Genomic DNA, 23,520 nt, shown 5'->3' with positions numbered 1-23,520 from the left:
GTCGGGGGGTGGGTCGGGCGGCGGCGCGATCTCCTCACTGCGGCCGCGCACCGGCGGCAGCTTTTCCACTAAACCCATCTCAAAGGCGGTGTCGGGCAGCTCTCCGGCAATGTATTTACCCGGCTCGAAGAGGCGACCGGGAGTCATGCAGACCTGCCGCAGCTCGACGATTTCGGTTTCGGCGAACATCGACCGGGAAAGGCGGCGTTCTAAGCCCATAGGACGCTCCTACTCATCGACCTGCCAGAGCTCTTTGGTGTATCCCTCGTCCAAAATTTTCTGCGGTCGCATCACCAGCACGACCCGTCCCAGCAGAGCCGCGGCTGGCGGCTGCTCAAACCACTGAATTTTCAGCTGACCCGCTGCGTCAGCGATGAAATAGCTGTAGACGTCCCAGTCGCGGCTGGCCCGGTCGATGATTACCAAGACCTGCTCGGCTGAAGCATTCGACGGAACGTTGGGCAGCTGCTCGAAGGGAGCCAGTAGGGCTACCGGGTCTTCAGCTTTGAGAATCACCTGCCAGCCCGGTACCGGCACCCAGGCTCCCATACCGGAAAACTTGACTAGGCCAAAGGGAGGTTCTGGCTCGGTGATGGGCACGGCCTTGTAATCCGCGATCGCAATCGGCAGCTGGCCGACCACAGGGATAATGCAGGGCGAATCGGCTTCGCTTTCCAGCCGGAATAGGGGCAGCTTGGGCGCGGTCTGGCTCTGGATGACGGTAAAGTCGGTCAGCAACTGTTCGATTTTTTGGCGGGCGCTATCACTGTTAGCAAAACGAAGGCCCTGGGCGATCAGGCGCGATCGCGCCTGCAAGTCCGACTGCTGCCGGGCCAGCCGCCAGTAGTGAAAGGCTACCGCGTCGCCGGAATCGCTCGTGAAGCCAGAGGGCGGCTCTGCGCTATAGGAAAACTCCTGGAGCGCCCGGGCAATCTCTTTCACCTGGTCGCTTTCTAAGCCGTGCTGGGCAATCAGCTCCGCCGCCCGAGCGCGGTCCGTTTGGGAGAGAATCCGGAGTTCGTACAGGCTGTCGCTGCCGCGTTCGGTAAAGTGAGCCTGGGCCGAATCGGATACGCCCGCTGCCAGCATCGACTCGTAAACCTGGGTGGCGACGATGATTTGATTTTGCTGAATGGGCTCAAAGCCGGTGCCTTCAAAGATCTGCTGCGGGCTCATCCCGGCCTTTTGCAGCGTGCGGCAGGCCTGGCCCCACTCCACCCAGCTGCCCTGCTTGCGGCGCAGCTGGTGCAGCAGCGCGTCGAGCTCAGCCTGGGAATGGGCCTGGGAATGGGCATTCGGTTGGTTAGCAGAAGGCGTCATGGGCAGCAATTCAGAAAAAATTTGGCCTTTCTGAACTCTATCGCGATTTTCCGCCGCTGGGCAGATTCAGCCAGACAAAGTTGCCCCCCGCCTTGACGATGGCCCAACCGGCGCGCGATGATGAAATGCACGGGGCTATAGCTCAGCTGGTAGAGCACCTCAATGGCATTGAGGGGGTCAGCGGTTCGAGTCCGCTTAGCTCCATTTTTAGGTCGCGCTGTAATAGCCTCGATACCAGTCCACAAACTTCTCAATGCCTGTTTCCAGGGGCGTATCGGGCTTGAAGCCAACGTCATCCATCAGGTCCTGCACCTCGGCGTAGGTGGCTGGGACATCGCCGGGCTGCATTGGCAGCATGGTCTTCTCAGCCTTTTTGCCCATGGCCTGTTCGATCACCTCGATGAATCGCATCAGGGTGACGGGGCTGTGGTTGCCAATGTTGTAGAGCCGATAGGGCGCGGCGGTCTCTGCGCCGGATGCCTGGATTTGGGGCGGATGGGCCATGACTCGGATGATGCCCTCAACCACTTCATCTATATAGGTGAAGTCGCGCTGCATCTGGCCGTGGTTGAAGACCTGAATCGGTCGGTCATTCGCGATCGCGTCCACAAACTTAAAGTAGGCCATGTCCGGGCGACCCCAGGGACCGTAGACGGTAAAAAACCTGAGCCCTGTCATCGGCAGCTGATAGAGGTGGCTGTAGGCATGGGCCATCAGCTCGTTAGCCTTCTTGGTCGCGGCGTAGAGCGAGAGTGGGTAGTCTACCCGATCGGTCACGGCGAAAGGCACTTTGCGATTTTTGCCGTAGACCGAGCTGGAGGAGGCAAAGACTAGATGGCGAGTCGCGGCCTGGCGACAGCCCTCGATGATATTCAGGAAGCCCAGCAGGTTGCTGTCGGCGTAGGCGTGGGGATTTTCCAGCGAATAGCGGACGCCTGCCTGAGCGGCCAGGTGCACCACGCAGTCAAACGGCTGGGTTTGAAATAGACGGGCAATGCCGTCGCGATCGCTGAGGTCTAAGCGCTCAAAGGTAAACTGAGGAAAGCTCGACAGCTCTGCCAGGCGATCTTTCTTTAGCGTTACGTCGTAGTAGCTGTTGAGATTGTCAATGCCGTAGACTGGCGTATCCCGAGCCAGCAGGCGTTGCGCCAGAGAATAACCAATAAACCCAGCGGCTCCAGTAATCAATACGGTCACGCTGTCTGCTCCTTTACGCATTCAACTGTGGATGCTGGCCGTATTTTAGAGATCCCAGTCTGAAAAATCTAGCAGTCGAATGGGGATTGATGAACTTCTGACCACTGTGTAAAGCTCCAGCAAGGGTTTGCCGCTCGCTTCATCGCCGAAAATTTTCGTAGTCATCACGCCTGCTCTGGCAAGCTAGACCCGATAGAGCGCCCAATATCAATGCTCAGCATCAGTGCTAGGATTGCCACAGAAGAAAAATGAGAAAACCAAGGAAATCAGCATCGATGCAAGGAATTCAAGAAATTGACAAGTCCATTTCAATTGATGGTCGCGATATTCGGCTGAAGGTCGGCCTGTTTGCGCCCCAAGCAGGCGGCTCTGTGTTAGTCCAGTCCGGCGATACGGCAGTTCTAGTGACGGCGACCCGCTCGACCGGACGAGAGGGGATTGACTTTCTTCCTCTACTGATTGACTACGAAGAGCGACTCTACGCCGCGGGCAGAATTCCGGGCGGGTTTCTGCGCCGGGAGGGCCGACCGCCCGAGCGGGCGACGCTGACCAGCCGGCTGATTGACCGGCCCATGCGCCCCCTGTTCCCCCAGTGGATTCGGGATGACATTCAAATTGTTGCCACGACCGTTTCGATGGACGATGCGGTGCCGCCCGACGTACTAGCGGCCACGGGAGCCTCGATCGCCGTGATGCTGGCCAAAATTCCCTTCAAAGGCCCGATGGCGGCGGTGCGAGTGGGTCTGGTGGGTGATGACTTTATTATCAACCCCACCTACCAAGAAATTGAGACCGGAGATCTGGACCTGGTTGTGGCCGGTTCGCCCGACGGCGTGATCATGATCGAAGCCGGGGCCAACCAGCTGCCTGAGCAGGACGTGATCGAAGCGATTGACTTTGGCTATGAGGTTGTTCAGGACCTGATTAAGGCGCAGCAGGAGCTGATTCAGGAGCTGGGTATCGAGCTAGTTGAGGAAACGGAGCCGGAGACCGATGCCACCCTGGCCGACTTTTTGCGAGATCGCGCCACTGCCCCGATCAAAGACATCCTAAAGCAGTTTGAGCTGTCCAAAGAGGGCCGCGACCAGGCGCTGGATGATATCAAGGCGGAAATTAAGACCGAGATCGAGGCCCTGCCGGAAGATCACGCCGTTCGTACGGCGGTCAGCGAAAATGGCAAAGCTCTGGGGAAAGCCTACAAGAGCCTGACGAAAAAGCTAATGCGGGCTCAGATTGTTGAGGAAAACGTGCGCGTAGACGGTCGCCAGCTCGACCAGGTGCGTCCAATTGACTGTCGGGTTGGCGTCCTCCCCAGCCGGGTCCACGGCACCGGACTGTTCCAGCGGGGGCTCACTCAGGTGCTTTCGATTACAACACTAGGCACGCCCGGCGATGCGCAGATGATGGACGATCTGCACCCGGACGATGAAAAGCGCTATCTGCACCACTACAACTTTCCCCCCTACTCAGTTGGCGAAACCCGGCCCATGCGCTCCCCGGGCCGCCGCGAGATCGGTCATGGGGCGCTGGCTGAGCGGGCGATCATGCCGGTGCTGCCGCCCCAGGAAGCGTTTCCCTACGTGATTCGCGTGGTTTCAGAGGTGCTGTCCTCCAACGGCTCCACCTCGATGGGGTCGGTTTGCGGCTCCACCCTATCGCTGATGGATGCGGGCGTACCGCTGTCGAAGCCGGTCAGCGGCGCGGCTATGGGACTGATTAAAGAAGGCGAAGAAGTCCGCATCCTGACCGATATTCAGGGGATTGAAGATTTTCTGGGGGATATGGACTTCAAGGTCGCTGGCACCGATACGGGAATCACAGCGCTGCAGATGGATATGAAGATTACCGGCCTGCCGATGGAGGTAATTGCCAAGGCGATCAAGCAGGCGCGACCGGCCCGGCTGCATATTCTGGAGAAAATGCTGGCGGCGATCGACAAGCCGCGGGCCGAGGTGTCAGAATATGCGCCGCGGCTGCTGACCATCCAGATCGATCCGGAGCAGATCGGCATGGTGATTGGGCCGGGCGGTAAGCAGATCAAGAGCATTACCGAGCAGACCGGTGCCAAAGTCGATATCCAGGACGATGGGACGGTGACGATTTCGGCGATCGATTCCAGCAAGGCCAAGCAGGCCCAGGTGCTGATTGAGGGGATTACCCACAAGCCTGAGGCGGGCAATGTCTACATGGGCAAGGTGACCCGAGTCATTCCGATCGGCGCTTTTGTCGAGTACATGCCAGGTAAAGAGGGCATGATTCACATCTCTCAGCTCGCTGACTTCCGGGTTAACAAGGTTGAAGACGAGGTGAACGTGGGCGACGAGGTCCTGGTCAAAGTGCGCGAAATTGACAACCGCGGGCGAGTTAATCTGACCCGGCTAAACATCCACCCAGATGAGGCGGCGGCCGCCAAGGAGGCAGCGGCGGCCTCGTCCTAAGTTTGCCCCCAAGTTGCCCTAGCAATTTGCTATCGCTCGAGGTTTATCGGTAGGATGCAGTGATGCAAACCCGAATAAAGCCCGAATAAAGCTAGATGTCTGTGCGAAAAGTTGTCATTGCCGGTAATTGGAAAATGCACAAAACCCAGGCCGAGAGCCTGGCGTTTTTGCAGGGGCTAATGCCCCAGCTCGAAGCGGTGCCCGAGCAGCGAGAGGTGGTGCTGTGCGTGCCGTTTACGGCGCTCAGCCTGCTGTCGGAAAAGCTCCACGGCAGCCGCGTCAAAATTGGCGCTCAGAATGTCCACTGGGACGAGTCGGGCGCCTATACCGGCGAGATTGCCAGCGGCATGCTGACCGAGCTCGGAGTGCGCTACGTCATCGTTGGCCACAGCGAGCGGCGGCAGTACTTTGGCGAAACTGATGAGACCGCCAATCGGCGGCTGAAGGCGGCTCAGGCAGCGGGTCTGACGCCGATTCTCTGCGTCGGTGAAACCAAGCAGCAGCGCGATGCGGGTGAGACCGACGCCTGGATTACCGGCCAGATTAAAGCTGGCCTTACCGGTATTGACCAGAGCAATCTAGTGATCGCCTACGAGCCGATCTGGGCGATTGGGTCCGGCGACACCTGCGAGCCGGAAGACGCCAACCGGGTGATTAGCCTGATTCGCAGCCAGCTCAGCCAGGCCGATGTGCCGATTCAGTACGGCGGCTCGGTCAAGCCGGCCAATATCGATGACATCATGGCTCAGCCTGAGATTGATGGGGTGCTGGTCGGCGGAGCCAGTCTGGAGCCCGATAGCTTTGCCCGGCTGATTCACTATCAGTAATCGCCCCGTCGTCAGTCGGCTGCCGCCCTATGGCTCTCAACCGTGTCTTGCTTCGGATTGTTGGCCTCGGCTGGCTGGGCTTTATCGCGATTGGCTTAGTCGTCAGTCAGGTCTTTGCCGCGCCGACGGTAGCGCTGCTGATTGACCGCAGTGATTGCGCTCCGGACCAGTGGCGATCGCTTTCTGAGCGGTACGAAGCGCTCTACGGGCGATATCAGCGCGATCGCGTTAAATTCTCCCAAATTCTTTTGATCAGCGACCTAGGGGAAGAAGTGGCCGAAGTGCCCCTGACCCCAGCCGAATTTCGCCGCCTGCACACCTACGGGCAGGCTGACCCTGAACGACTTGCCCAGCTGGCTCAAAGCTACCCGGCAGTTGAGCTGCTGAGCTGTGCTACAGATTGAAATGGGCGTGAACATAGGTGCGATCGCGCCCATGCTGCTTGGCATGATAGAGGGCAAGATCTGCCGCTTGCAAAAGCGACTGCGGCGTTTCAGATCGGCTTGGAACCGCGGTGGCAATCCCCATGGTGACGGTAACGTAGTCTGAGCCTGTCAGCGGCGAGAGCGGATGGGGAATGTACAGCCCGCGGATGCTGTCATGGATCTTTTGGGCGACTTGCCAAGCGCCCTGGGTGTGAGTATTGGGTAATACAATGGCAAATTCTTCGCCGCCGTAGCGCGCGACTAGGTCCGCTGGCCGCTGAGGCACCTGCATTAGCGTTTGGGCGACCTGGGTCAGGCAGCGATCCCCCGCTGGGTGGCCGTAGTGATCGTTATAAAGCTTAAAGTGGTCGAGGTCGCAGAGAATTAGCGAAAGCGGCTTTTTCTCGCGGGTCAGGCGCTGCCACTCGCTATGCAGATGCTCGTCAAAGCGCCGCCGATTGGCTAGCTGGGTGAGCCCGTCCGATAGAGCCAGCAGCCGGAGTTCCTGGTTAGCCAGCTGAAGCTTCTGATACAGCAGGGCCTGCTGAATGGCGATAGAGAGCTCGTAGGCAACACTGCTAGCATTCGTCAGCGCCTGCTCCGACCATACATCTGGGTCAGCGCAGTTGGCCAAGGCGAGCATTCCCCAGGGCAGAGGGATATGCTCAGGCGGGCGGGCTGACAACCGCAGCGGCAGCAGCAACCACTGGCCTGGATACTGCTGCTGCCAGCGTCGTTGCCAATCCAGACAGGAAGCCTGATCAGGATCAGTCTGAATTGGCATCCCGTCGAGCAGGGGCTGAAGCTCCGGAAAATCTTTGAGGGTGATGGAGAGCAGATCCTGCCGAGCAATCGGCTCGGTCTGGCAGTATTGGACAATCTGTCGCCAGGCGCGATCGCGCTCATCATACTGGAGTAAGCAGACCCGCTCAGCCCCATATAGCTCGCCAACGCTCGTTACTGCGGTGGCGCAGACCTGGCGCAGATCGAGCGACTGACGAATTTGCTGCTCCACTCGCCGCTGCTGCTGCTGTCGTTGCAGCTGCTGCTGGAGAGATTGAAGCTGTAGCTCTAAGTTTGTCAAGTTCGCCAGCCTCAATGGAGTAACGCTGGTGCCAGCCGGGACCGAAGCCAGTAGCAATTGGTACACCGCACTGCTAAGCGGTGAGTCAATTAGCCCAGTCTGTTTCAGGGTCAAGCCGGTTCAATCGCTCTAATGGGTTGGCTTTGCTAAGCGGAACCCAACAAAGCCCAGTTTTCCCTCAATTATCTCAGAACTGCCGTCAGCAGCAGAGTTTCTTAGCAAAACATGCCGATTGAGAGACCTATTGAATTCGGTCTATCTATACTACTCTAAGCGCGTATGTGCTTAATTTCGAGAGCGCTCAGAGCACCTACGCGAATTTCCGTAGACGCTTGTACTGCCAAGGGGCCTTACGGTTGAACTGGGTCACGGGAGCTGATTTCTATCTTTGGGCAAGGCTAGGTTGAAAGCTGAAGAAAGTGCCTTAGGGCAGTGACCATCGCCGGGGGCCAGCGCCGTACCCGGGTCACCCAGTCCAGGTCACGATAGCGAGAGTCCAGGCCGACTGCTGCAACCCAATGGCTTTCAGCTTCGCCGCGCTGTCCTTGCTCCCATAGGGCGGCGGTCAGGCCGGCCCGAACATCGGCAAAGTTTGGATATTTACGCACTAGACTTTTCAGGAGCTGTACCGCATCCTGCGTCTGTCCCGTCTGATATAGGGCCAGTGCGTAGTTGGCGTAGGCTAGCGAAAAGCTAGGCCTGAGGGTAATGGCAGCCTGGTAATCTGCGATCGCGAGCTCCCATTCGCCCGCTCCAGCCTCGGCATTGGCCCGGTTGTTGTAGACCGCCGGGTCGTCTGAATCGAGCGCCAGCAGCCGGTTGTAGTCCTCAATTGCGGCGTCCCACTGGCCCATCGCTTCCCAGGCTGCCCCCCGGTTGAGGTAGGGATCGGGGGCTAGGGGAGCTAGGTCGATGGCCCGGCTGTAGTCCGCGATCGCGGCGGGCAGATGGTTTTGGCCCACCCGCACATTGCCCCGATTGCTCCAAAGCGCAGCCTCATCGGGGCGTTGCTCAATCAGCTCAGTCCAGTAGCCTTCGGCTGCGGCGAACTGGCCCGCTTGAGTGGCGGCGAAGGCCCTTTGGCGCAGCTCTGCCGTAGAGGTTGCCCAGGCGGGCTGCGCCGGTATGAGCCAAGCCAGCGCTAGCGTCAGCCCCAGGAATAGACTCAGCCCCGCGATCGCGAGCGCTTTTTTCATCGGATGGTTCTACCGCCTCTGTTGCTGTTCCTTCAGCTTAAGCCTTACATCAGCCGCAGCTGTTCTTCATTGTTAAAATTTAGCCGCATTATGCCATTCACAAAGGCATCGGGTACGTCATAGCCCAGGTGCCGACAGGCGGCGGCAGTCACGACCCGGCCCCGGGGCGTACGCTGCAGGTAGCCAATCTGGAGCAGGTAGGGTTCATAGACTTCTTCGATCGTCTGGGCATCTTCCCCCGTCGCCGCCGCCATCGTGTCAAGCCCCACCGGGCCGCCGCCGAAGTTTTCGATCATCATCGTCAGCAGCCGCCGATCGGTCCAGTCCAGGCCGCAGGGATCGACGTTGAACAGCTCTAGTGCCTCTGCCGCCACTTCGCCGCTGACCGGCCCCGACGCCTTCACCTGAACATAGTCGCGAACGCGCTTCAGCAGCCGATTGGCGATGCGCGGGGTGCCCCGGGCGCGCCGCGCAATTTCCTCCGCTCCTGCCGGCGTAATCTCGGTACTCAAAACGGCGGCGGTGCGCACGATGATCTGGGTGAGCTCGTCAATTTCATAAAACCGCAGCCGCTGGATTAGGCCGAAGCGATCGCGCAGCGGCGAGGCTAGCGCCCCGACCCGCGTCGTCGCCCCCACCAGGGTAAAGGGCTGGAGTGGAATGCTGCGAATGCGGGCGCTCTGGCCTTTGCCGATGGTGATATCGAGCCGCGAGTCTTCCATAGCGGGGTAGAGAATTTCTTCGGTCACTCGCGATAGGCGATGAATTTCGTCGATAAACAGGACGTCGCCAGCTTTCAGGTTGACCAGCAGTCCGGCAATGTCCCGCGGTCGTTCGATTGCGGGGGCAGTGGTAATTTTGCAAGCAACGCCCATCTCCTGGGCCAGGATCAGCGCCATCGTCGTCTTACCGAGGCCGGGCGGGCCATAGAGCAGCAGATGGTCAAGCGGTTCCCGCCGCGACTGGGCCGCCTGGATGGCGATTCCCAGCACCTCTTTGAGCGCTTTCTGGCCGATGTACTCCCCCAGCTGCTGGGGCCGCAGCCCTTCTTCCTGGCGTGACAGCTCGCTGGGCTGGGCTGCGCTTTGCAGCAGCTCGGCTTTGGGCCTGGCCGGGCGAGCCCGGTCTTCGGGAGGCTGCTGAGAGGAAATAATCGCCATGGCGCTGCAAGCTCGCGGTACGAGGACTGTCTTACAGACAAATGTACTATATTATCTGAGCATTATCTGGGCGCTACGTCGCCCGCGCGGAACAAGTCGGCCAGGGTCGAGCAGTAGTTGGTCAGGCCCAGCTTGGCTGGCGACACCGGGTTTTGGTAGGTAAAGTGGCGATGCTGGATGCAGAAGCGGTCCCACTCGGCCACTCTCACATTGAAAACCTTGATTAGCAGCTGAGTCAGGCGGGCTGAGAGCGGCAGCCGAAAGTAAATCCGCTGGCCAAAGTAACGACTAGTTTCCTCAATCGCCTGGTTGACCGTCATCGCCTCGCCGCCCAGGACGATGTCGCGCGGCCCGTCCGCTGCCGGCGGATGCTCTACCAGGTACCGCACCACAGTGGCAATATCCTGGGCGTGGATGTAGTGAAAGCTGCCTTCGGCCTGAAGAAAACGCGCCAGGCCAATCCACTGGGCGACTTCGGGGAGAGCGCCAGAGATGTGGGAGTAGGGCTTTTGGCCATCGCCACCAAAGACCAGCGTAGGGAAGAGGGTCGTAATTTGAGGCGAGATCGCGAGCTGACCCAGCCGCTGATAGCAGATATACTTAGAGCGAATGTAGTCGGTACCGATCTCACCGGCGGCTTTAAGCGGCCGATTTTGGGGGCCTAAAATACTTGAGGTCGAAAAATAGATCACCTGCCGCAGCCGCTGCGGGTCGAGCAGCGACATCAGCCGAAGCGTTTTCTCGACGTTGATTTCATAGCTCTCTTTGGGATCCCCCCAGGAGGTGGCGATGTGAATCAGCTGGTCTACGGTAGAAAGCCGGTCAGCAAATTTATTGATCTCCCGTATGTCGCCTTGCAGACAGTGAATACCGGGCCGGGCACCGATATCCAGGTGCAGCCGGTCGGGATTACGAACCATTAAAAACAGCTCATGATCGCTATTTTTAATCAGCGTATCGACGACGTAATGGCCGATACAGCCGCTGGCCCCAGTAATGAAAATTCGCATTGTTGCCTAGGCGTGAACCGCCAGCAGCCGATCGACCTGTTTCGCCGTCTCAAAGAAGTAAGCCGCGTTTTCTTCCGGCGTTCCCGGTAGGATACCGTGGCCCAAGTTGAGAATATGGCCGCGGTTGCCCGCCTTGCGCACGGTGTCGAGGATGCGATCGCGAATGAACACCTGCGACCCAAACAGTACGCCCGGATCGACATTGCCCTGCACCACCTGAGCCGGACCTAGCCGCCGCCGGGCATCGGCCATGTCAACCGTCCAGTCCACACTAATGATGTCTACCCCGGACTCGCCCATTAGCTCCAGCACGCCCGCACTGCCGCTAATGTAGAGCACCAGCGGCGTATCGGGATGGGTCTGCTTCACCTGCCGCACCACCTGCTGCTGGTAGGGCAGGGCAAAGGTGCGGTAGTCCGCCGGGCTCAGCTGCCCCGCCCAGGAGTCAAACAGCTGCACCATCTGAGCGCCGCAGTCGATCTGGTAGCGTACATAGGTGGCAATTCCATCGGCCAGCTTGCTCAAGAGCTGGTGCAGCATCTGCGGCTGGGAAAACGCCATACCCTTGATCACCGCGTAGTTTTTGGAACTCTTACCTTCTACGGCATAGGCAGCCAATGTCCAGGGCGAGCCAACAAACCCCAGCACCGCCGCTTCATTGCCTACTTCCTGCCGCAGCGTGCTCAAGATTTTGCGAATAAACGATAGCGCCGCTTCCGGGTCGAGGTCATGCACCTGATCGATCTGGGCCTGGGTGCGGATTGGCGGATCGATAATCGGCCCCTTGCTTTCCACAATGTCGAACGGGATGCCCATACCCGGCAGCGGCGTCAGGATGTCAGAAAACATAATCACGCCGTCGGGTCGAAAGGCCCGCCAAGGCTGAAGGGAAATTTCAATGGCCAAATCGGGATTCTCAGAGCGCTCCCGAAAGGACGGATATTGCTCACGCAGGTCCCGATACACTTTCATATACCGGCCCGCCTGCCGCATCATCCAAACCGGCGGACGCTCCAACGTTTCTCCCCGAGCAGCCCGCAGCAGGTAAGGGGTTTGACTGAGTCCGGTCATACCAGTTCCAAAAAAGTAAAGGGAAAATCTTTTGTCCTTCTGCTAGCTTATCACCTGAAGCGGAGCTCTGAGCAGCGCCAGCTCTAGGCCAGCTCTGGCCCAGAGCTGGCTGAATCCGTTCTGACTAGGCCCGCTTGGGCGTAAACTGAGAGACAGCGAAGCATTGTTGTCTGAATTCAGACCGACCCATGGAAATTGTGAACTTTTTTGAAAAGCTGGCCGGCAAGTGGTTCTCTCAACGCACGACCCACGATATTGCCAGTAAGCAGTCTCAGGCCGGCAAGTCAGATTTGCAGATAGACTTTCTTCCCGCCGACAGTGCCGATGTCCAGCAGCTCTGTCAGGCTGCCGCTGCCGCAGCCCCCGCCCTATGCGGCCTGCGGCTGAGCCAAAGCAGCACCATCGAGGGTGATCCTAAAACGCTGACTGGGACTACTTTGATGGTGCCCTTAAGCCCGGCTGCGGACGGCAGTGGGTCTATCCTCTATGGCACCCCGAGCTCGTCCAGCATGCGCCAGTATCGCCTGGAAGACGGCGTTTTGACCATCCTAGCTGAGGATGATCAGGCCCGCTCAGAGGAGCGGCTCTGGTTTGTCAATGACAACGTGCGGATGCGTACCCAGGTGTTGGAGCGGCCCGACGGACTGAGACTGACCTCGTTTTGCTCAGAGATTCGACTAGGGGCAAAGCCGCCAGCCAGTTCCGCTACGGGTTAAATCGGTCAGGGCTAGGAAATGGGGTTAACGCGCGGCTAGCGCTCTCATCTTCGTTCGCCGGGCCGTCCACAGCGATGCTGAAACGGGCGTCAGTTCCGGTTTAAACGGCTGAATGGGGCGATGGAGTGAGTAGATAGGCCTGTAGCTGGCTGACCCAGCGCTCACTTCTGCTTTGGGATTGGGCTGCGGTGACAGGGGCTCAATCGGCTGGTTGCCCCGGGCCGGAGCCTCGCTTGGCAGCGTTACCAGCTGAATTTCATCGAACTGGCGGCAGGCGATTCGAACGAATTCGCGGTTGAAATGCCGTACCGGCTCACCACGCCGATTCCAGAGTTGCAAGATCTGCCGTACCGAAACAGCTTTGTAGCGACCTTCATAGAGGGCTTCAATTACCCCGTCTCGCACCCAGGCCGGTCGAGCCGTTCTCAGCCAGTCATCGAGCCAGTCGTTGGCCGGCCTGCCGCTGAGGTCAAAGCTATAACCCTGAACGAGAATCAGCGCCTGATGGGCCTCTTGTGGCAGAGAAAATGCGGTCATGGAAGCAATCCGATTGCAGCACAGACGACGTTGACGTCGGGGTAAAATGCGACACCCATGATTAATCTATAGCGTTTTCTCCGAGTTTTCTCTATCAGTGTGAACACTTGACTCCTCAAGTTGATTAAATACCTGGCTGCCAGCCGTAATACGGCTATTGGAGCGGCTCGCGCTGAATGATGCCGCCCTCGACATCGCGCCTCGGCGGCTGGTCAAAGGGCGCGGTCTCACCGCTCCAGCCCAGATTGCTCAGCCGAAACCCAACAAATCCGACCTCTTGCGAGGGGTTATAGCGTACCAGCAGGCCGTAGGTACGGCGGCTATATTCCAGCGCAAATGACGTATCTACCTCTTCCCCCGTGTCGAGATTGATCGCGGTTTGAACCCCGAGTAGGAAGGGTCCGTAGATCTGCTGAGTGATTCCCAGGGTGAGGACGCTGCGATCGACGTCCCGGTCGAAGGTAAACGGCGACTCGGCGCCGCCGAGCAGCGCCTGATAGTAGCTGATGTTAAAGCGGGTATAGTCGCCAAAGTTGCGCGATAGGTGACCGACCTGACCCACTAAGCCGATGCTGCCAGCGACCGTATCTTGGACATCGCCGTTAGTGTAATAGGTGCGGGTAGCGCGCAGACCGGTCTGAAGTTGTAGGAAGGGCACGACCGGCTCTGGCGTATAGCGCAGTCCGCCGAACTGGGTAGGCGGCAGCGGTTCTCCCTGCCAGAGCTGAAAGCTTTTGGTCAAAGAGGCGCTGCCCTGAAACCGGCCAAGGCTGATCAGATTGTCTTCGGGGGCTGTACCGAGCAAATCGGCTCGGTCGGTGTTGGCGGTGATGTACTGAGCGCTGGCCTGATAGGACAGGGTCGGTCCCTGGTTCCCCAATGGAATGGCAGGAGACAGGATCACTGCTCCTAAATTGGACTGCACGTCTTGAAACCCTAGCGAACCGTTATAGAGGCGCTCTCGATAGCCCGCTTCTAACGACAGCAGATGGCTACCCACAAACCGCTGAGCTTGCAGATTGGCCCGCAGCTCATCAGTAAATTTTGAAGGATCCAGGCTGCTGAGGTTGGCCCGGCCTCGGAGCGTTGTCCTAGGGCTGAGCTGAGCGGCTAATTTCGTCGCAATCCCGAAATTGTCAAGGTCAAAGAAGCCGCCATTGCTGCCGGTAATGGCCTGATTGACAAAGAACTGAGGTGCAACCGAAAAATTAAAACCAGGTCGGGTGACCGCAATCAGCTCGCTTTCTAGAAACACGCCGCCGCGATCGCGCCCATCTAAGCCAATTTCTGCGGGCAGTGGGCTGCTGTCGTCCTCAGTCGGATCGGTGCTGCCGCGGCTGAACAAAAAGCGCGATCGCAGCAGCGGTAGCGACAGGCCCTGGTCAAATACAATCCGGGGGCGACCGAGGGTGAGCTCATCTTGGGTTGGTGAAATGTTGCGCAGCTGCGCGGTTCTCGCCCGAAACTCGAGCTCTGGCGGCGAGAACGGATCGTTGGTAATGCGAACCCCTTCAGCCTGCCATCCATCGGCGTCGAAAAACAGCCGGTCGGCTTCAAATCGGAGCTGACGCACGCCGCTGCCCGTTGACTCGGCCCCAAAGGCGGCGTTGCTATCGGTACTGAGCCGCAGACTGCCCTCGTTCCTGACCTCAAGGGAGCGATCCGGGTTGATGGGATCATAAATGGGCCGGATGGTGCCCGTGCGGCGCTCTAGCGGCTTGGCAAAGTCAGACTCCAGCGCCGGGATGAACAATTCGCCGCGGGCGCTGCGGATCATCCCCATACCCTGGGTAAAGCTGTACTCCGCCTGCTCGCCGCGGATCACCTGCGCCCCCCGGCTGAGCAGCACATTGCCCTCGGCCAGGGCAAAGCGGTTGACCACATTGAGCCGCAGTTCGTCGGCTTGCAGCCGAGACCGCTCTAGCTGGAGGACGACGTTGCCCTGCGCGATCACCACCTGACGAATCGGGTCATATTCCTGATAGTCAGAGGTGAGCTGAAGCGCTGAGCCTGGAGCGACACCCGCTGGTGGGTCGGCGTTAATAGCGGCATCGGGGGTAGCCTCGGGCGGGTCTGGGGTCAGAACCGGATAGGGCGCTGATAGCGGATTTTCAAGCAATGGCGCCGGTTCTGACGCGGGCTCTGAGCCCGGCTGAGCGGGCAGCCGGAGCAGCTCGGTGGAGGTCTGCGCGATCGTGTCCCTAGCCGCTCGGTTAGGTTGCTCAATCCGCAGATCGTCGAGAGTCAGCTGACCTAACCCAGCTCCAGGTGGAGAAACCAGCTGATCTTCAGCCAAATCACTCGCAGACCGGCTAACCCCCTCGCCCGCAGTAGCAGCGGCTGATATCGGACTGGGCAACGCTGTAGACGAGCGACTGAAGCGAGCATCGGCATATTCGATCAGCTCTACTGGAGGGCGTTCAGGGGGAAAATCGGGATAAAACATACCCTAAACGACTCTCTTTAGACAAAAAGAGAGCCCGACGGAGCGGGCTAACTCTAGCATGAAACCATTCTCAGTAAAACGACCTATGCCGGGTCACAGCGTCCCCAGTCCCCAATGGATTATGCAAAATCCTAGATTATTCAAAATCCTGACGGCCGGGGTTCCGCGCCGGGTCGCCGCTGAGAAAGCCAAAGATGAACAGGCCAATAAAAAAGGCAACCGTAATGTAGACGATGATTTTAAGCGTCAGCATGAGAGGTCTCCAGACAAGACTCAATAGTAAACCCATGGTATCGCAGGTTGGGATCGCTCAAGGGCCTCACGCGCAGAAGATTGCGCTATCGCATCGTTTTGAGAATGCGCTAACGCACAATCTTCTGCATATAGTTGCCCCAGACCAGGGCTGCCTGAGCGCTGCTGCCATAGGTGGGCTCGTTGCTGTCATTGCCGAACCAGACGCCTGTTACTCGGTCAGCTCGGGGCACGAAACCGACAAACCAAAGGTCACGATTATCGTTGGTCGTGCCGGTTTTACCCGCTTCGCCATAGCCCAGGGCGGCATTGCGGCCCGTACCGCCCTGGATGACGCCCTGCATCATCCCCACCAGGGTATCGGCTACGGTTGGCTCGAGCACCTGAAAATTGGCATCGGCGGTTTGGGAAAAGTCGTAGATCACGCGGCAGGTGTCAATTTGGTCAGGATTGGTACAGTCGCTGCTGTCAAGCACCCGCTGGATGCCGTGGGGCCGATTCCAAACGCCGTCGTTGGCGATCGCGCCAAAGGCGCCGGTCAGCTCTAGCGGCGTCACTTCGCTCTGACCCAGCACCAGCCCCGGCACCGGCTCCAGGGTCGAGTCAATCCCCAGGCGGTGGGCCAGCTGCACAATCGAGTCGAGCCCAGCCGCCTGGGCGATCCGCAGGGCGACGACGTTTTCGGAGCGGGCCAGCCCAGCATACATGTCCAGCCCGCCCGCGGCCGAGCGACAGCCGTCAAAGGTCTGCCCGCCCCAGCCCAAGCGGCTACAGGAAAACACCTCATTGGCAGAGATCCCCTGTTCTAGGGCGCTGGCGTAGGCAAATACCTTGAAGGTTGAGCCCGGCTGACGCACGGCCTGGGTAGCTCGATTAAACTGGCTTTCCTGATAGTCGGCCCCGCCCACCAATGCCTTAATTTCGCCATTGCTGCTGTCGAGGGTGACCAGCGCCCCCTGGGAAAAGCCATACTCGCCGCCCAGGCCGCTAACGGCTTCGCGAATGCTGCTTTCGGCCTGGATTTGCGAGTCCAGGTTAAGGCTGGTCTCAACGATGAAATTGCCTTCCCCCGCCAGACTTTCTCCCAGCACCTGATTCAGCTCGTCAAACACATAGCTGTAAAAGTAGGGGGCCCGGATGCTCTGCAGCTGCTCCCGCGCCCTGGGGCTGATCTCAATTCGCGATCGCCGCGCCCGGCGGCCCGCTTCCTGGCCGATCTTGCCCTGCGCCACCATTCGCTCGATCACGCGATCGCGGTAGTCCACCGCGGCCTGGTAGTCCTGGACCGGGTTAAAGGCATTGGGCGCAGGCAAAATCCCGACCAGGGTCGCCGCTTCTGAAATATCGAGTTTCTCAGCCGATTTGCCAAAATAAAACTGGGCCGCATCCTCAAACCCGTAGAGGTTATTGCCCAGGTAGACTCGGTTGAGGTAGAGCAGGAGCAGCTGTCGCTTGCTGTAAAAGGTCTCTAGCTTCAGCGCCACGACGGCTTCCCGTACCTTGCGTCCGGCGCTGTCGGCCGTTCCCACGTAGTCGCGATAGATATTGCGGGCCAGCTGCTGACTCAAGGTACTGCCGCCTTCGCTGATTTCGCCGGCCCTGACGTTGGTTACCAACGCCCGGGCGATGCCGATCGGGTCAACTCCTAGGTGCCAGTAGTAGCGCTTGTCCTCAGAGGCAATCACCGCCTTGGGCAGATAGGCCGAATATTCGTTCAGCCGCTGCTTTTCCAGATGGGCGATATTGGGCAGCTGGTTGAGCTGGGTGCGGCTGCCGTCTTCCTCCGCCGTAATCAGCACGGGGCCTTGAACCGAGTTGGGCAGGGGCCGAATGTCGATTTTGGGCCATTCCACGCCGACGATCCACAGGGCGATCAGGGCCGTCAGCCCGGTCACTCCGTAGAGCCCATAGCGTAACGCTTGAACGTATCCGGGCGGCGGGTCTAGATAGCGCAGGGTGACGGCATCGGCCAGCTCAGCCGGGCCCAGGGTCAGCACGTCGCCATGCTTCAGGGGCAGCGTCGATAGGCGCTTTTTGCCGCGGTAGATGCCATTGGTCGAATGCTGGTCTTTGAGGATAAAGGGCTGGCCGCTGCGGGCGCGATCGCGGGTCAGCGACAGATGCACCTGGCTGACGATCGGGCTGCGCACGACAATGTCGCTAGATTTTGAGGAGCGGCCCAGGACATAGTGCTCGCCGACCAGGGGATATTCCTCGCGATCGCGACCCGACTCAACCACGAGTTTGGGCACCCGCGCTCCCGGCTTGAGCGGGATCTTGCCAAAGTCCACCCGGGCCTGAACGGTTTGAAATGCCTGAGTAATCGTACCCAGCATCGTGCGCTGGGGTGGCTTAGGCGGAGGTTGGGGGCGCGGTGAAGTCATGCCGGTCAGGAAACGTCTAATCCTGGAAATAAGCTAGCGCGGATGCAATTTCGGCCTGTTCATTCTAGACAACCTGTCTAGAGGCAGGCCAGATGCCGACCAGAAACCGCCGACCGAATGCCGGGGCTATCGCCGCCGCTTACTGCCATTTTCATCTTCTGGCACGAGCACAAGGGTCAGCAGCAGGCAGATAATGCCGATGTTAATCCAGATATCGGCCAAATTGAAAACGGGAAAGCGCGTAATCGGAAAAACCTGAATAAAATCAACTACTTCCCCTGACCGCAGCCGGTCGATGCCATTGCCAAAGGCACCGCTGAGGATCAGACCATAGCCGACCTGCTCCCAGCGGGTGGGGATTCTGGTCAGTAGGCCGTAGAAGGCCAGCCCTAGGCTGACGATCAGCGACAGCCAGCGCAGCCACTCGCCGTTTTCGCTGAACAGGCTCCAAGCCGCGCCGGTATTGGTGACATAGGTAAAGTTGAGCACGCCTGGGATCAGCGGGATGCTCTGGGGCGGGCTGGTCAGCTCAAAATTTTGAACGACCAGCAGCTTGGTCAGCTGATCGAGCCCCAGACCGACGACAGCGACCAGCCAAAATAGTGGATTTCGCAGGCTCATAAGGGCTAAACCAAAGCAGGCTCAGTAAAACATTAGGCGCCGCATCGCATAGGCAATCACAGAAACAGCGCAAATAATCATCACCTGCCCTGGTATCTGGGAAACGGAAAAGCTGGCAATGGCATTCAATAGCGAAAACCGGTCGTCACCCCAGCGGAATAGATGCGTCAGTACCAAATACACCAGTCCAACCAGGTGGATCACAGCCAGCCCACTCAAACAGCTGAATACCAGCCGCTCCAGCCTAGGCTTGGCCCTAAACGCCAGAGCGCCACAGACCCACCCCGCTGGCACAAACCCCAGCAGATAGCCAAAGCTGGGCTCGCGCAAATAGTCTAACCCACCCCCCTGGGTGAAGACCTGAAAGCCAAAGGATTCGAAGAGAAATAGTCCCAACGACAGATAGGCAATTTGCGAGAGCGCGGCTGCATGTCGCCCGCCCATACAGCCCGTGAAGAGAACGGCTCCCACCTGGAAGTTGACGCCGAGCGAATAAAACTCAATATTGCCCTGGGACCAGTTCCAAGGCGCATTGGTGACAAAGGCTTCGAGCCAGGTGCCACCAATCGTTAAAATTAGCCCTATGAGCGCCCAGAGCAGCCCGAATGGAGCAAACACCCTTTTGGTTCCGTATCTTCTTTGGTAGATGGTCATTTTATCGTCTCTCGCTCATTTAGCAGCAGGCAGCCCGATCCGGCTTCAAATCCACTGCGCGTTCCTGGGCAAAACGTAACCTTTTTTAACCGCCAGCTGGCTGCGACGCGATCGGGGCTGAAAACTGGCCTAAACTGGATTTTAGATTCTTCAAATCCCCACTGTTCAAAGTTTTCTGGGTTTTTCTCAGGCTTACCGCGTTCTATGTTTCCTACCCATCGCCCTCGTCGGCTGCGCAACCATTCCCAACTCCGCCGTATGGTGCGCGAAAACAGCGTCACCACCAGCGACCTAATTTATCCTCTTTTTGCCGCACCTGGGAGCGGATTTGCTAAAGAAGTGACCTCGATGCCTGGGGTCTATCAGCTCTCGGTCGATAAAATTGTCGAAGAGGCCAAGGAAGTCTACGACCTGGGCATTCCGGCCATCATCCTATTCGGCATCCCGGCTGAGAAAGATGACGAGGCGACCGGGGCCTGGCACGACCATGGCATCGTGCAGCAGGCGACTACGGCAGTAAAAGAGGCCGTTGGCGACCTGTTAGTCATTGTCGATACCTGCCTCTGCGAATATACGTCCCACGGCCATTGCGGCTATTTAGACGTCGGCGATTTAACCGGCCGAGTCCTCAACGATCCCACTTTGGAATTGCTGAAAAAGACGGCGGTTTCCCAGGCTCAGGCGGGTGCCGATGTGATTGCGCCGTCGGGGATGATGGACGGCTTTGTCCAGGCCATTCGCAGCGGCTTGGATGAGGGCGGCTTTGAAGATTTGCCGATTCTGTCCTACGCGGCCAAGTATGCCTCTTCTTACTACGGTCCATTTCGCGATGTAGCCGAATCAGCTCCGCAGTTTGGCGATCGCAGAACCTACCAGATGGACCCCGCCAACGGCCAGGAAGCGCTCAAAGAAATCGAGCTCGACATGGCCGAAGGGGCCGATATGCTGATGGTGAAGCCCGCCCTCTCCTATATGGACATCATCTGGCGGGTGAAGCAGGCGACCCATCTGCCCGTCGCCGCCTACAACGTCTCCGGCGAATATGCCATGGTCAAGGCCGCCGCCCTGAACGGCTGGATCGATGAGGAGCGCGTGGTGATGGAGACGATGACCAGCTTTAAGCGAGCCGGGGCCGACCTGATTCTGACCTACCATGCCAAAGATATCGCCCGCTGGCTCGGCTAGCGGCGGTTGGGACCAGGCTGAGCTAGCTTGGGCTGAGTGAAAATGCCCTGGCTAGGGCTGAACAGCAGTGCCAGCAGAAATAGCGTAAATACGACCAGCGCGATCGCGGGTCCAGTTGGCAAATCTAGGTAGTAGCTGAGATAGACACCGATAACGCTAGCCGCAGCGCCAAGCCCGCTGCCTATCAGCATCATCTGGTGCAGCTCCTTCACCAGCAGGTAGGCCGTCGTCGCCGGGCCAACCATCAGCGCGATCGCTAAAATCACCCCGACCATCTGCATTCCCAAAATCAGCGTCAGCGTCACCGCCGCCATCAGCCCAGCGTTGAGCCAGCTGACCGGCAGCCCCATTGCTTCAGCTCCCAGCCGATCAAAGGTGAGAAATAAGAGCGGTCGATAGAACAGTCCCACCAGGACTAGTAAACCCACAGCCAGAATGACAGCCTGACGAATTTCTTCTGCCGTCACGCTGAGAATATCGCCAAACAGCAGCCCATCCAGGTCAAGCTGGGTATTGAGCGTGGACAGCAGTACGATTCCCAGGGCAAAAAAGCTGGCGAAGGTCAGCGCCATTGCCGCGTCAATCTTGATCCGCGACTGGGCGCGAATCCAGGTAATTAGTCCAGTTCCGAGCATTCCCGAAATGAACGCGCCCAGGATAAAGGCAATTCCCCAGAAGTGAGCTAGCACTAGCCCTGGTAGCAGCGCGTGGGCAATCACGTCTCCCAGCAGCGTCAGCCGCTGCACGACCAGATAGCTGCCAATAATCGGGCAAACGCCGCCGATTAGCAGACCCATCAGCAGCGCATAGCGAATGAACTCATAGGCCAGCGGGTCGGTCAGAACATGTAGCATGGCTCAGCAGACAAAGGGCAAATCCGCCGAGGGCTTGACCAGCTGTAGGTTTTGACCGTAGGCGCGGTGAATATTTTCCAGCGTCATCACCCCCTCTGGGCGGTCGTCGGCTAGCAGCTGCTGATTTAACAGCAGCAGTCGGTCGTACTGCTGGAGCCGATCGCCCCACTCGTGGCTACAGACCAGCAGCGTTTTACCCTGCGCTTTCAGGGCTGAAAACACCGCCAGCATCATCGCCTCGGTCTTGCGGTCAACGCCGGTAAAGGGTTCATCCAGTAAAAACAAATCGGCCTGCTGGGCCAGGGCTCGGCCCAGAAAGACCCGCTGCTGCTGCCCGCCGGAAAGAGCCCCAATGGCGCGATCACGCAGCCCCACCAGATCGACTCGTTCCAGCGCCGCATAGGCTCGCCGCTGCGCCTCTCGACCCGGCGGTCGCCACCACCCCCGCAGCGCTGTGGTCCCCATTAGGACGACGTTCCAGACGGTGGTGGGATAGTCCCAGTCGATCTGTGATCGCTGGGGCACATAGGCGACCCGCTGGCGCTGGCGACGCAGCGGCAGCCCATTCCACAGCACCCGTCCGCTGGCGGGCACCAGCCCCAAAATAGCTTTAATCAGCGTGCTCTTCCCCGCTCCGTTAGGGCCAATCAGCCCGACCAGCTCTCCGGCAGCAAAGTCTATCGAGAGCGGCTCCAGCGCCCGCACGCCTCGATAGTTGACAGAGACATTTTGTACCTCTAACATAGGCGGGAAATGATAATCGTTCTCAGTCAGAGTTCCCATTCATCCTAGCAGATTTTCTGCTATCGCTGAGGAAAGAGAACAAAATGGTCTATCGCTATCTCGCCTTCAAAACCCCCTGGCGCGCGCTCGGCGCGACGCTCCTGTTGGGAGGTTTGGGCTGTCAGCAGGTGACTCCGCCGCCCAGCTCTGCTCCCGAACCCTCGGCTGAATCCGCCGACTTGGCCCAGGTGGTCGCAACGAACAGCGTGCTCTGCGACCTAACGCAGCAAATTGCTCAAAATACGGTTGATGTGCTCTGCCTGCTGAGCTCAGGCCAAGATCCCCATACCTATGAGCCAACGCCGTCTGACCGACAGGCAATCGAAGATGCCGACCTGATTCTCTATGGCGGCTATGGGCTAGAGAGCCGCGTCATTCAGCTGATTGAATCGAGCAGCACCCCTGCATCTCAAGTGGCTGTATATGAATCAGCCGCACCTGAGCCTCTAATGGGGGCGTCCCACGAACATGGTGGGCACGAAGGCGAAGAACATGCTGAAGGTGAAGCCCATGCCGAAGGCGAACCTGTACCCGATCCCCATATCTGGAACGATGCTCAAAACGGCGCTGCTATTGCCGATGTGATTGCTGAGCAGCTGGCCCAAATCGAGCCCGATCAGGCCCAAACCTATCAGCAGGCCGCAGACGAAATTGCGGGTCAGCTGACTGAAATTGACGCCTGGATTCAGGCCCAGGTAGCGACGGTACCCGAGTCGGCTCGCAAGCTGGTGACGACCCACGAGGCGATGGCCTACTACGCCGATGCCTACGGCCTAGGCCTAATGGCTGCCCTGGAAGGGCTGAGTACCGAGGCTCGCCCTTCTGCGGCTGAAATCACCGAGCTGGTCAATGCGGTCAAAAGCTCACAGGTGCCCGCCGTATTTGTTGAATCTACAACTAATCCCGAGCTCATCCAAACGGTTGCCAAGAATGCCGGCGTTGCAGTCTCAGACGACCCCCTCTATGTCGAAGGCCCGGTCGCAGACAGTGAGGCGGATACCTATCAAAAAACCTTCATCGCCAATACCTGCACCATCGTTGAGGCGCTAGGCGGAACCTGCGATCGCGCCTCCGCACCACTCTAAGCAAACTCTATCCCCTACTCCCCTATTCCCTCAATCACCAAAGTCAAACTGCCGGTGAATCCACTGCTTCGCCCGACGAATCGCCTCATCCCGTGAAGCCGCCCGGGGTACAGCAACGGCACTGCCCGTGGCATAGTCCACCCAGGCTGTAAAGATCCAGCGCTGCTCATGCTGAGCGGTCGTGATCGTAATCTTCATGCCTCGATAGGGAAAGGCCAAGACGGTTTTGAGATAGTCGGGATTGGCAATATGCTCATGCATAGGCAGCTAGCTCG

The 23,520-nt window shown here is 58.8% G+C and carries 23 protein-coding genes and 1 tRNA gene; 7 read left to right on the top strand and 17 right to left on the bottom strand.

The annotated features are described in order from the left end of the window. The coding region (locus IQ241_RS12980) for a hypothetical protein (protein WP_193907765.1) at positions 1 to 219 on the bottom strand (219 nt) is incomplete at its 3' end. Between the two features lie 9 nt (positions 220 to 228). Next, the gene (locus IQ241_RS12975) at positions 229 to 1,320 is read right to left on the bottom strand and encodes a RuBisCO accumulation factor 1 (RefSeq protein WP_193907763.1); all 1,092 of its coding nucleotides are present in this window, start codon (positions 1,318 to 1,320) and stop codon (positions 229 to 231) included. A gap of 131 nt (positions 1,321 to 1,451) precedes the next feature. Between IQ241_RS12975 and IQ241_RS12970 the strand changes: the two genes are divergently transcribed. After that, positions 1,452 to 1,524, top strand: a tRNA-Ala gene (locus IQ241_RS12970). A gap of 3 nt (positions 1,525 to 1,527) precedes the next feature. On the opposite strand, the gene IQ241_RS12965 is transcribed toward IQ241_RS12970, so the two are convergent. Beyond that, positions 1,528 to 2,517, bottom strand: coding sequence for an NAD-dependent epimerase (locus IQ241_RS12965; protein ID WP_322743648.1), 990 nt, complete (start codon positions 2,515 to 2,517; stop codon positions 1,528 to 1,530). A 284-nt stretch (positions 2,518 to 2,801) separates the two neighbouring features. On the opposite strand from IQ241_RS12965, the gene IQ241_RS12960 reads away from it, so the two are divergent. The 3 genes from IQ241_RS12960 (at position 2,802) to IQ241_RS12950 (ending at position 6,186) form a co-directional block, all read left to right on the top strand. After that, entirely contained in the window at positions 2,802 to 4,955 is a 2,154-nt protein-coding gene (locus IQ241_RS12960) for a polyribonucleotide nucleotidyltransferase (protein WP_193907799.1), read from the top strand. Positions 4,956 to 5,056: 101 nt separating this feature from the next. Then, positions 5,057 to 5,782: a triose-phosphate isomerase gene (tpiA, locus tag IQ241_RS12955; protein ID WP_193907797.1), complete on the top strand. Its 726-nt coding sequence runs from the start codon at positions 5,057 to 5,059 to the stop codon at positions 5,780 to 5,782. A gap of 29 nt (positions 5,783 to 5,811) precedes the next feature. Continuing rightward, complete coding sequence (locus IQ241_RS12950; RefSeq protein WP_193907760.1) at positions 5,812 to 6,186, top strand: hypothetical protein; 375 nt, start codon at positions 5,812 to 5,814, stop codon at positions 6,184 to 6,186. Here the strand turns inward: IQ241_RS12950 and IQ241_RS12945 are convergent. The 5 genes from IQ241_RS12945 to hemE all read right to left on the bottom strand — a co-directional run bounded on the left by IQ241_RS12945 (position 6,176) and on the right by hemE (position 11,728). Further along, a complete protein-coding gene (locus IQ241_RS12945) occupies positions 6,176 to 7,405 on the bottom strand; it encodes a sensor domain-containing diguanylate cyclase (RefSeq protein ID WP_228021654.1) in 1,230 nt (409 codons plus the stop codon). The two genes, IQ241_RS12950 and IQ241_RS12945, sit on opposite strands and share 11 nt — an antisense overlap. A gap of 284 nt (positions 7,406 to 7,689) precedes the next feature. Continuing rightward, on the bottom strand, positions 7,690 to 8,487 hold the full coding sequence (locus IQ241_RS12940) for a tetratricopeptide repeat protein (protein ID WP_193907757.1): 798 nt from the start codon (positions 8,485 to 8,487) through the stop codon (positions 7,690 to 7,692). Between the two features lie 44 nt (positions 8,488 to 8,531). Then, positions 8,532 to 9,647, bottom strand: coding sequence for a Holliday junction branch migration DNA helicase RuvB (gene ruvB / locus IQ241_RS12935; protein ID WP_193907755.1), 1,116 nt, complete (start codon positions 9,645 to 9,647; stop codon positions 8,532 to 8,534). A 62-nt stretch (positions 9,648 to 9,709) separates the two neighbouring features. Further along, positions 9,710 to 10,657: an NAD-dependent epimerase/dehydratase family protein gene (locus tag IQ241_RS12930; RefSeq protein ID WP_193907753.1), complete on the bottom strand. Its 948-nt coding sequence runs from the start codon at positions 10,655 to 10,657 to the stop codon at positions 9,710 to 9,712. Positions 10,658 to 10,663: 6 nt separating this feature from the next. Next, positions 10,664 to 11,728: a uroporphyrinogen decarboxylase gene (gene hemE, locus IQ241_RS12925; RefSeq protein ID WP_193907751.1), complete on the bottom strand. Its 1,065-nt coding sequence runs from the start codon at positions 11,726 to 11,728 to the stop codon at positions 10,664 to 10,666. 188 nt (positions 11,729 to 11,916) lie between these two features. Between hemE and IQ241_RS12920 the strand changes: the two genes are divergently transcribed. After that, the gene (locus IQ241_RS12920) at positions 11,917 to 12,444 is read left to right on the top strand and encodes a phycobiliprotein lyase (RefSeq protein ID WP_193907749.1); all 528 of its coding nucleotides are present in this window, start codon (positions 11,917 to 11,919) and stop codon (positions 12,442 to 12,444) included. 24 nt (positions 12,445 to 12,468) lie between these two features. Here the strand turns inward: IQ241_RS12920 and IQ241_RS12915 are convergent, their stop codons facing one another. The 6 genes from IQ241_RS12915 to IQ241_RS12890 form a co-directional block, all read right to left on the bottom strand. Beyond that, a complete protein-coding gene (locus IQ241_RS12915; protein ID WP_193907747.1) occupies positions 12,469 to 12,981 on the bottom strand; it encodes a hypothetical protein in 513 nt (170 codons plus the stop codon). Positions 12,982 to 13,135: 154 nt separating this feature from the next. After that, positions 13,136 to 15,427 carry a DUF3769 domain-containing protein gene (locus IQ241_RS12910; RefSeq protein ID WP_193907745.1) on the bottom strand — a complete coding sequence of 764 codons (2,292 nt, stop codon included), beginning with the start codon at positions 15,425 to 15,427 and terminating at the stop codon, positions 13,136 to 13,138. 136 nt (positions 15,428 to 15,563) lie between these two features. Next, positions 15,564 to 15,680 (bottom strand): photosystem II reaction center protein I, encoded by a 117-nt coding sequence (locus tag IQ241_RS12905; RefSeq protein WP_193907743.1) that lies wholly within the window; start codon positions 15,678 to 15,680, stop codon positions 15,564 to 15,566. A 109-nt stretch (positions 15,681 to 15,789) separates the two neighbouring features. Next, on the bottom strand, positions 15,790 to 18,063 hold the full coding sequence (locus IQ241_RS12900) for a transglycosylase domain-containing protein (RefSeq protein WP_193907741.1): 2,274 nt from the start codon (positions 18,061 to 18,063) through the stop codon (positions 15,790 to 15,792). 126 nt (positions 18,064 to 18,189) lie between these two features. Continuing rightward, on the bottom strand, positions 18,190 to 18,684 hold the full coding sequence (lspA, locus tag IQ241_RS12895) for a signal peptidase II (protein WP_193907734.1): 495 nt from the start codon (positions 18,682 to 18,684) through the stop codon (positions 18,190 to 18,192). Between the two features lie 21 nt (positions 18,685 to 18,705). After that, positions 18,706 to 19,302: a biotin transporter BioY gene (locus tag IQ241_RS12890; RefSeq protein WP_322743646.1), complete on the bottom strand. Its 597-nt coding sequence runs from the start codon at positions 19,300 to 19,302 to the stop codon at positions 18,706 to 18,708. Between the two features lie 240 nt (positions 19,303 to 19,542). On the opposite strand from IQ241_RS12890, the gene hemB reads away from it, so the two are divergent. Beyond that, the gene (hemB, locus tag IQ241_RS12885) at positions 19,543 to 20,523 is read left to right on the top strand and encodes a porphobilinogen synthase (RefSeq protein ID WP_193907730.1); all 981 of its coding nucleotides are present in this window, start codon (positions 19,543 to 19,545) and stop codon (positions 20,521 to 20,523) included. Here the strand turns inward: hemB and IQ241_RS12880 are convergent. Both IQ241_RS12880 and IQ241_RS12875 read right to left on the bottom strand, forming a co-directional pair. Beyond that, entirely contained in the window at positions 20,520 to 21,377 is an 858-nt protein-coding gene (locus tag IQ241_RS12880) for a metal ABC transporter permease (RefSeq protein ID WP_193907728.1), read from the bottom strand. The genes hemB and IQ241_RS12880 overlap by 4 nt on opposite strands. Positions 21,378 to 21,380: 3 nt before the next feature. Then, positions 21,381 to 22,121, bottom strand: coding sequence for a metal ABC transporter ATP-binding protein (locus tag IQ241_RS12875; RefSeq protein ID WP_193907726.1), 741 nt, complete (start codon positions 22,119 to 22,121; stop codon positions 21,381 to 21,383). Between the two features lie 83 nt (positions 22,122 to 22,204). Here IQ241_RS12875 and IQ241_RS12870 point away from each other — a divergent pair, with 83 nt between their 5' ends. Continuing rightward, complete coding sequence (locus tag IQ241_RS12870; RefSeq protein WP_193907724.1) at positions 22,205 to 23,245, top strand: metal ABC transporter substrate-binding protein; 1,041 nt, start codon at positions 22,205 to 22,207, stop codon at positions 23,243 to 23,245. A gap of 30 nt (positions 23,246 to 23,275) precedes the next feature. On the opposite strand, the gene IQ241_RS12865 is transcribed toward IQ241_RS12870, so the two are convergent. Beyond that, positions 23,276 to 23,506 (bottom strand): hypothetical protein, encoded by a 231-nt coding sequence (locus IQ241_RS12865; protein ID WP_193907714.1) that lies wholly within the window; start codon positions 23,504 to 23,506, stop codon positions 23,276 to 23,278. Positions 23,507 to 23,520 lie beyond the last annotated feature (14 nt).

This window comes from Vasconcelosia minhoensis LEGE 07310 (genome assembly GCF_015207255.1).
GTDB classification, from domain to species: Bacteria; Cyanobacteriota; Cyanobacteriia; order Phormidesmidales; family Phormidesmidaceae; genus Vasconcelosia; species Vasconcelosia minhoensis.
Note: the sequence above shows the minus strand (reverse complement) of the source record. Positions and strands in the feature narration are given on the sequence as shown.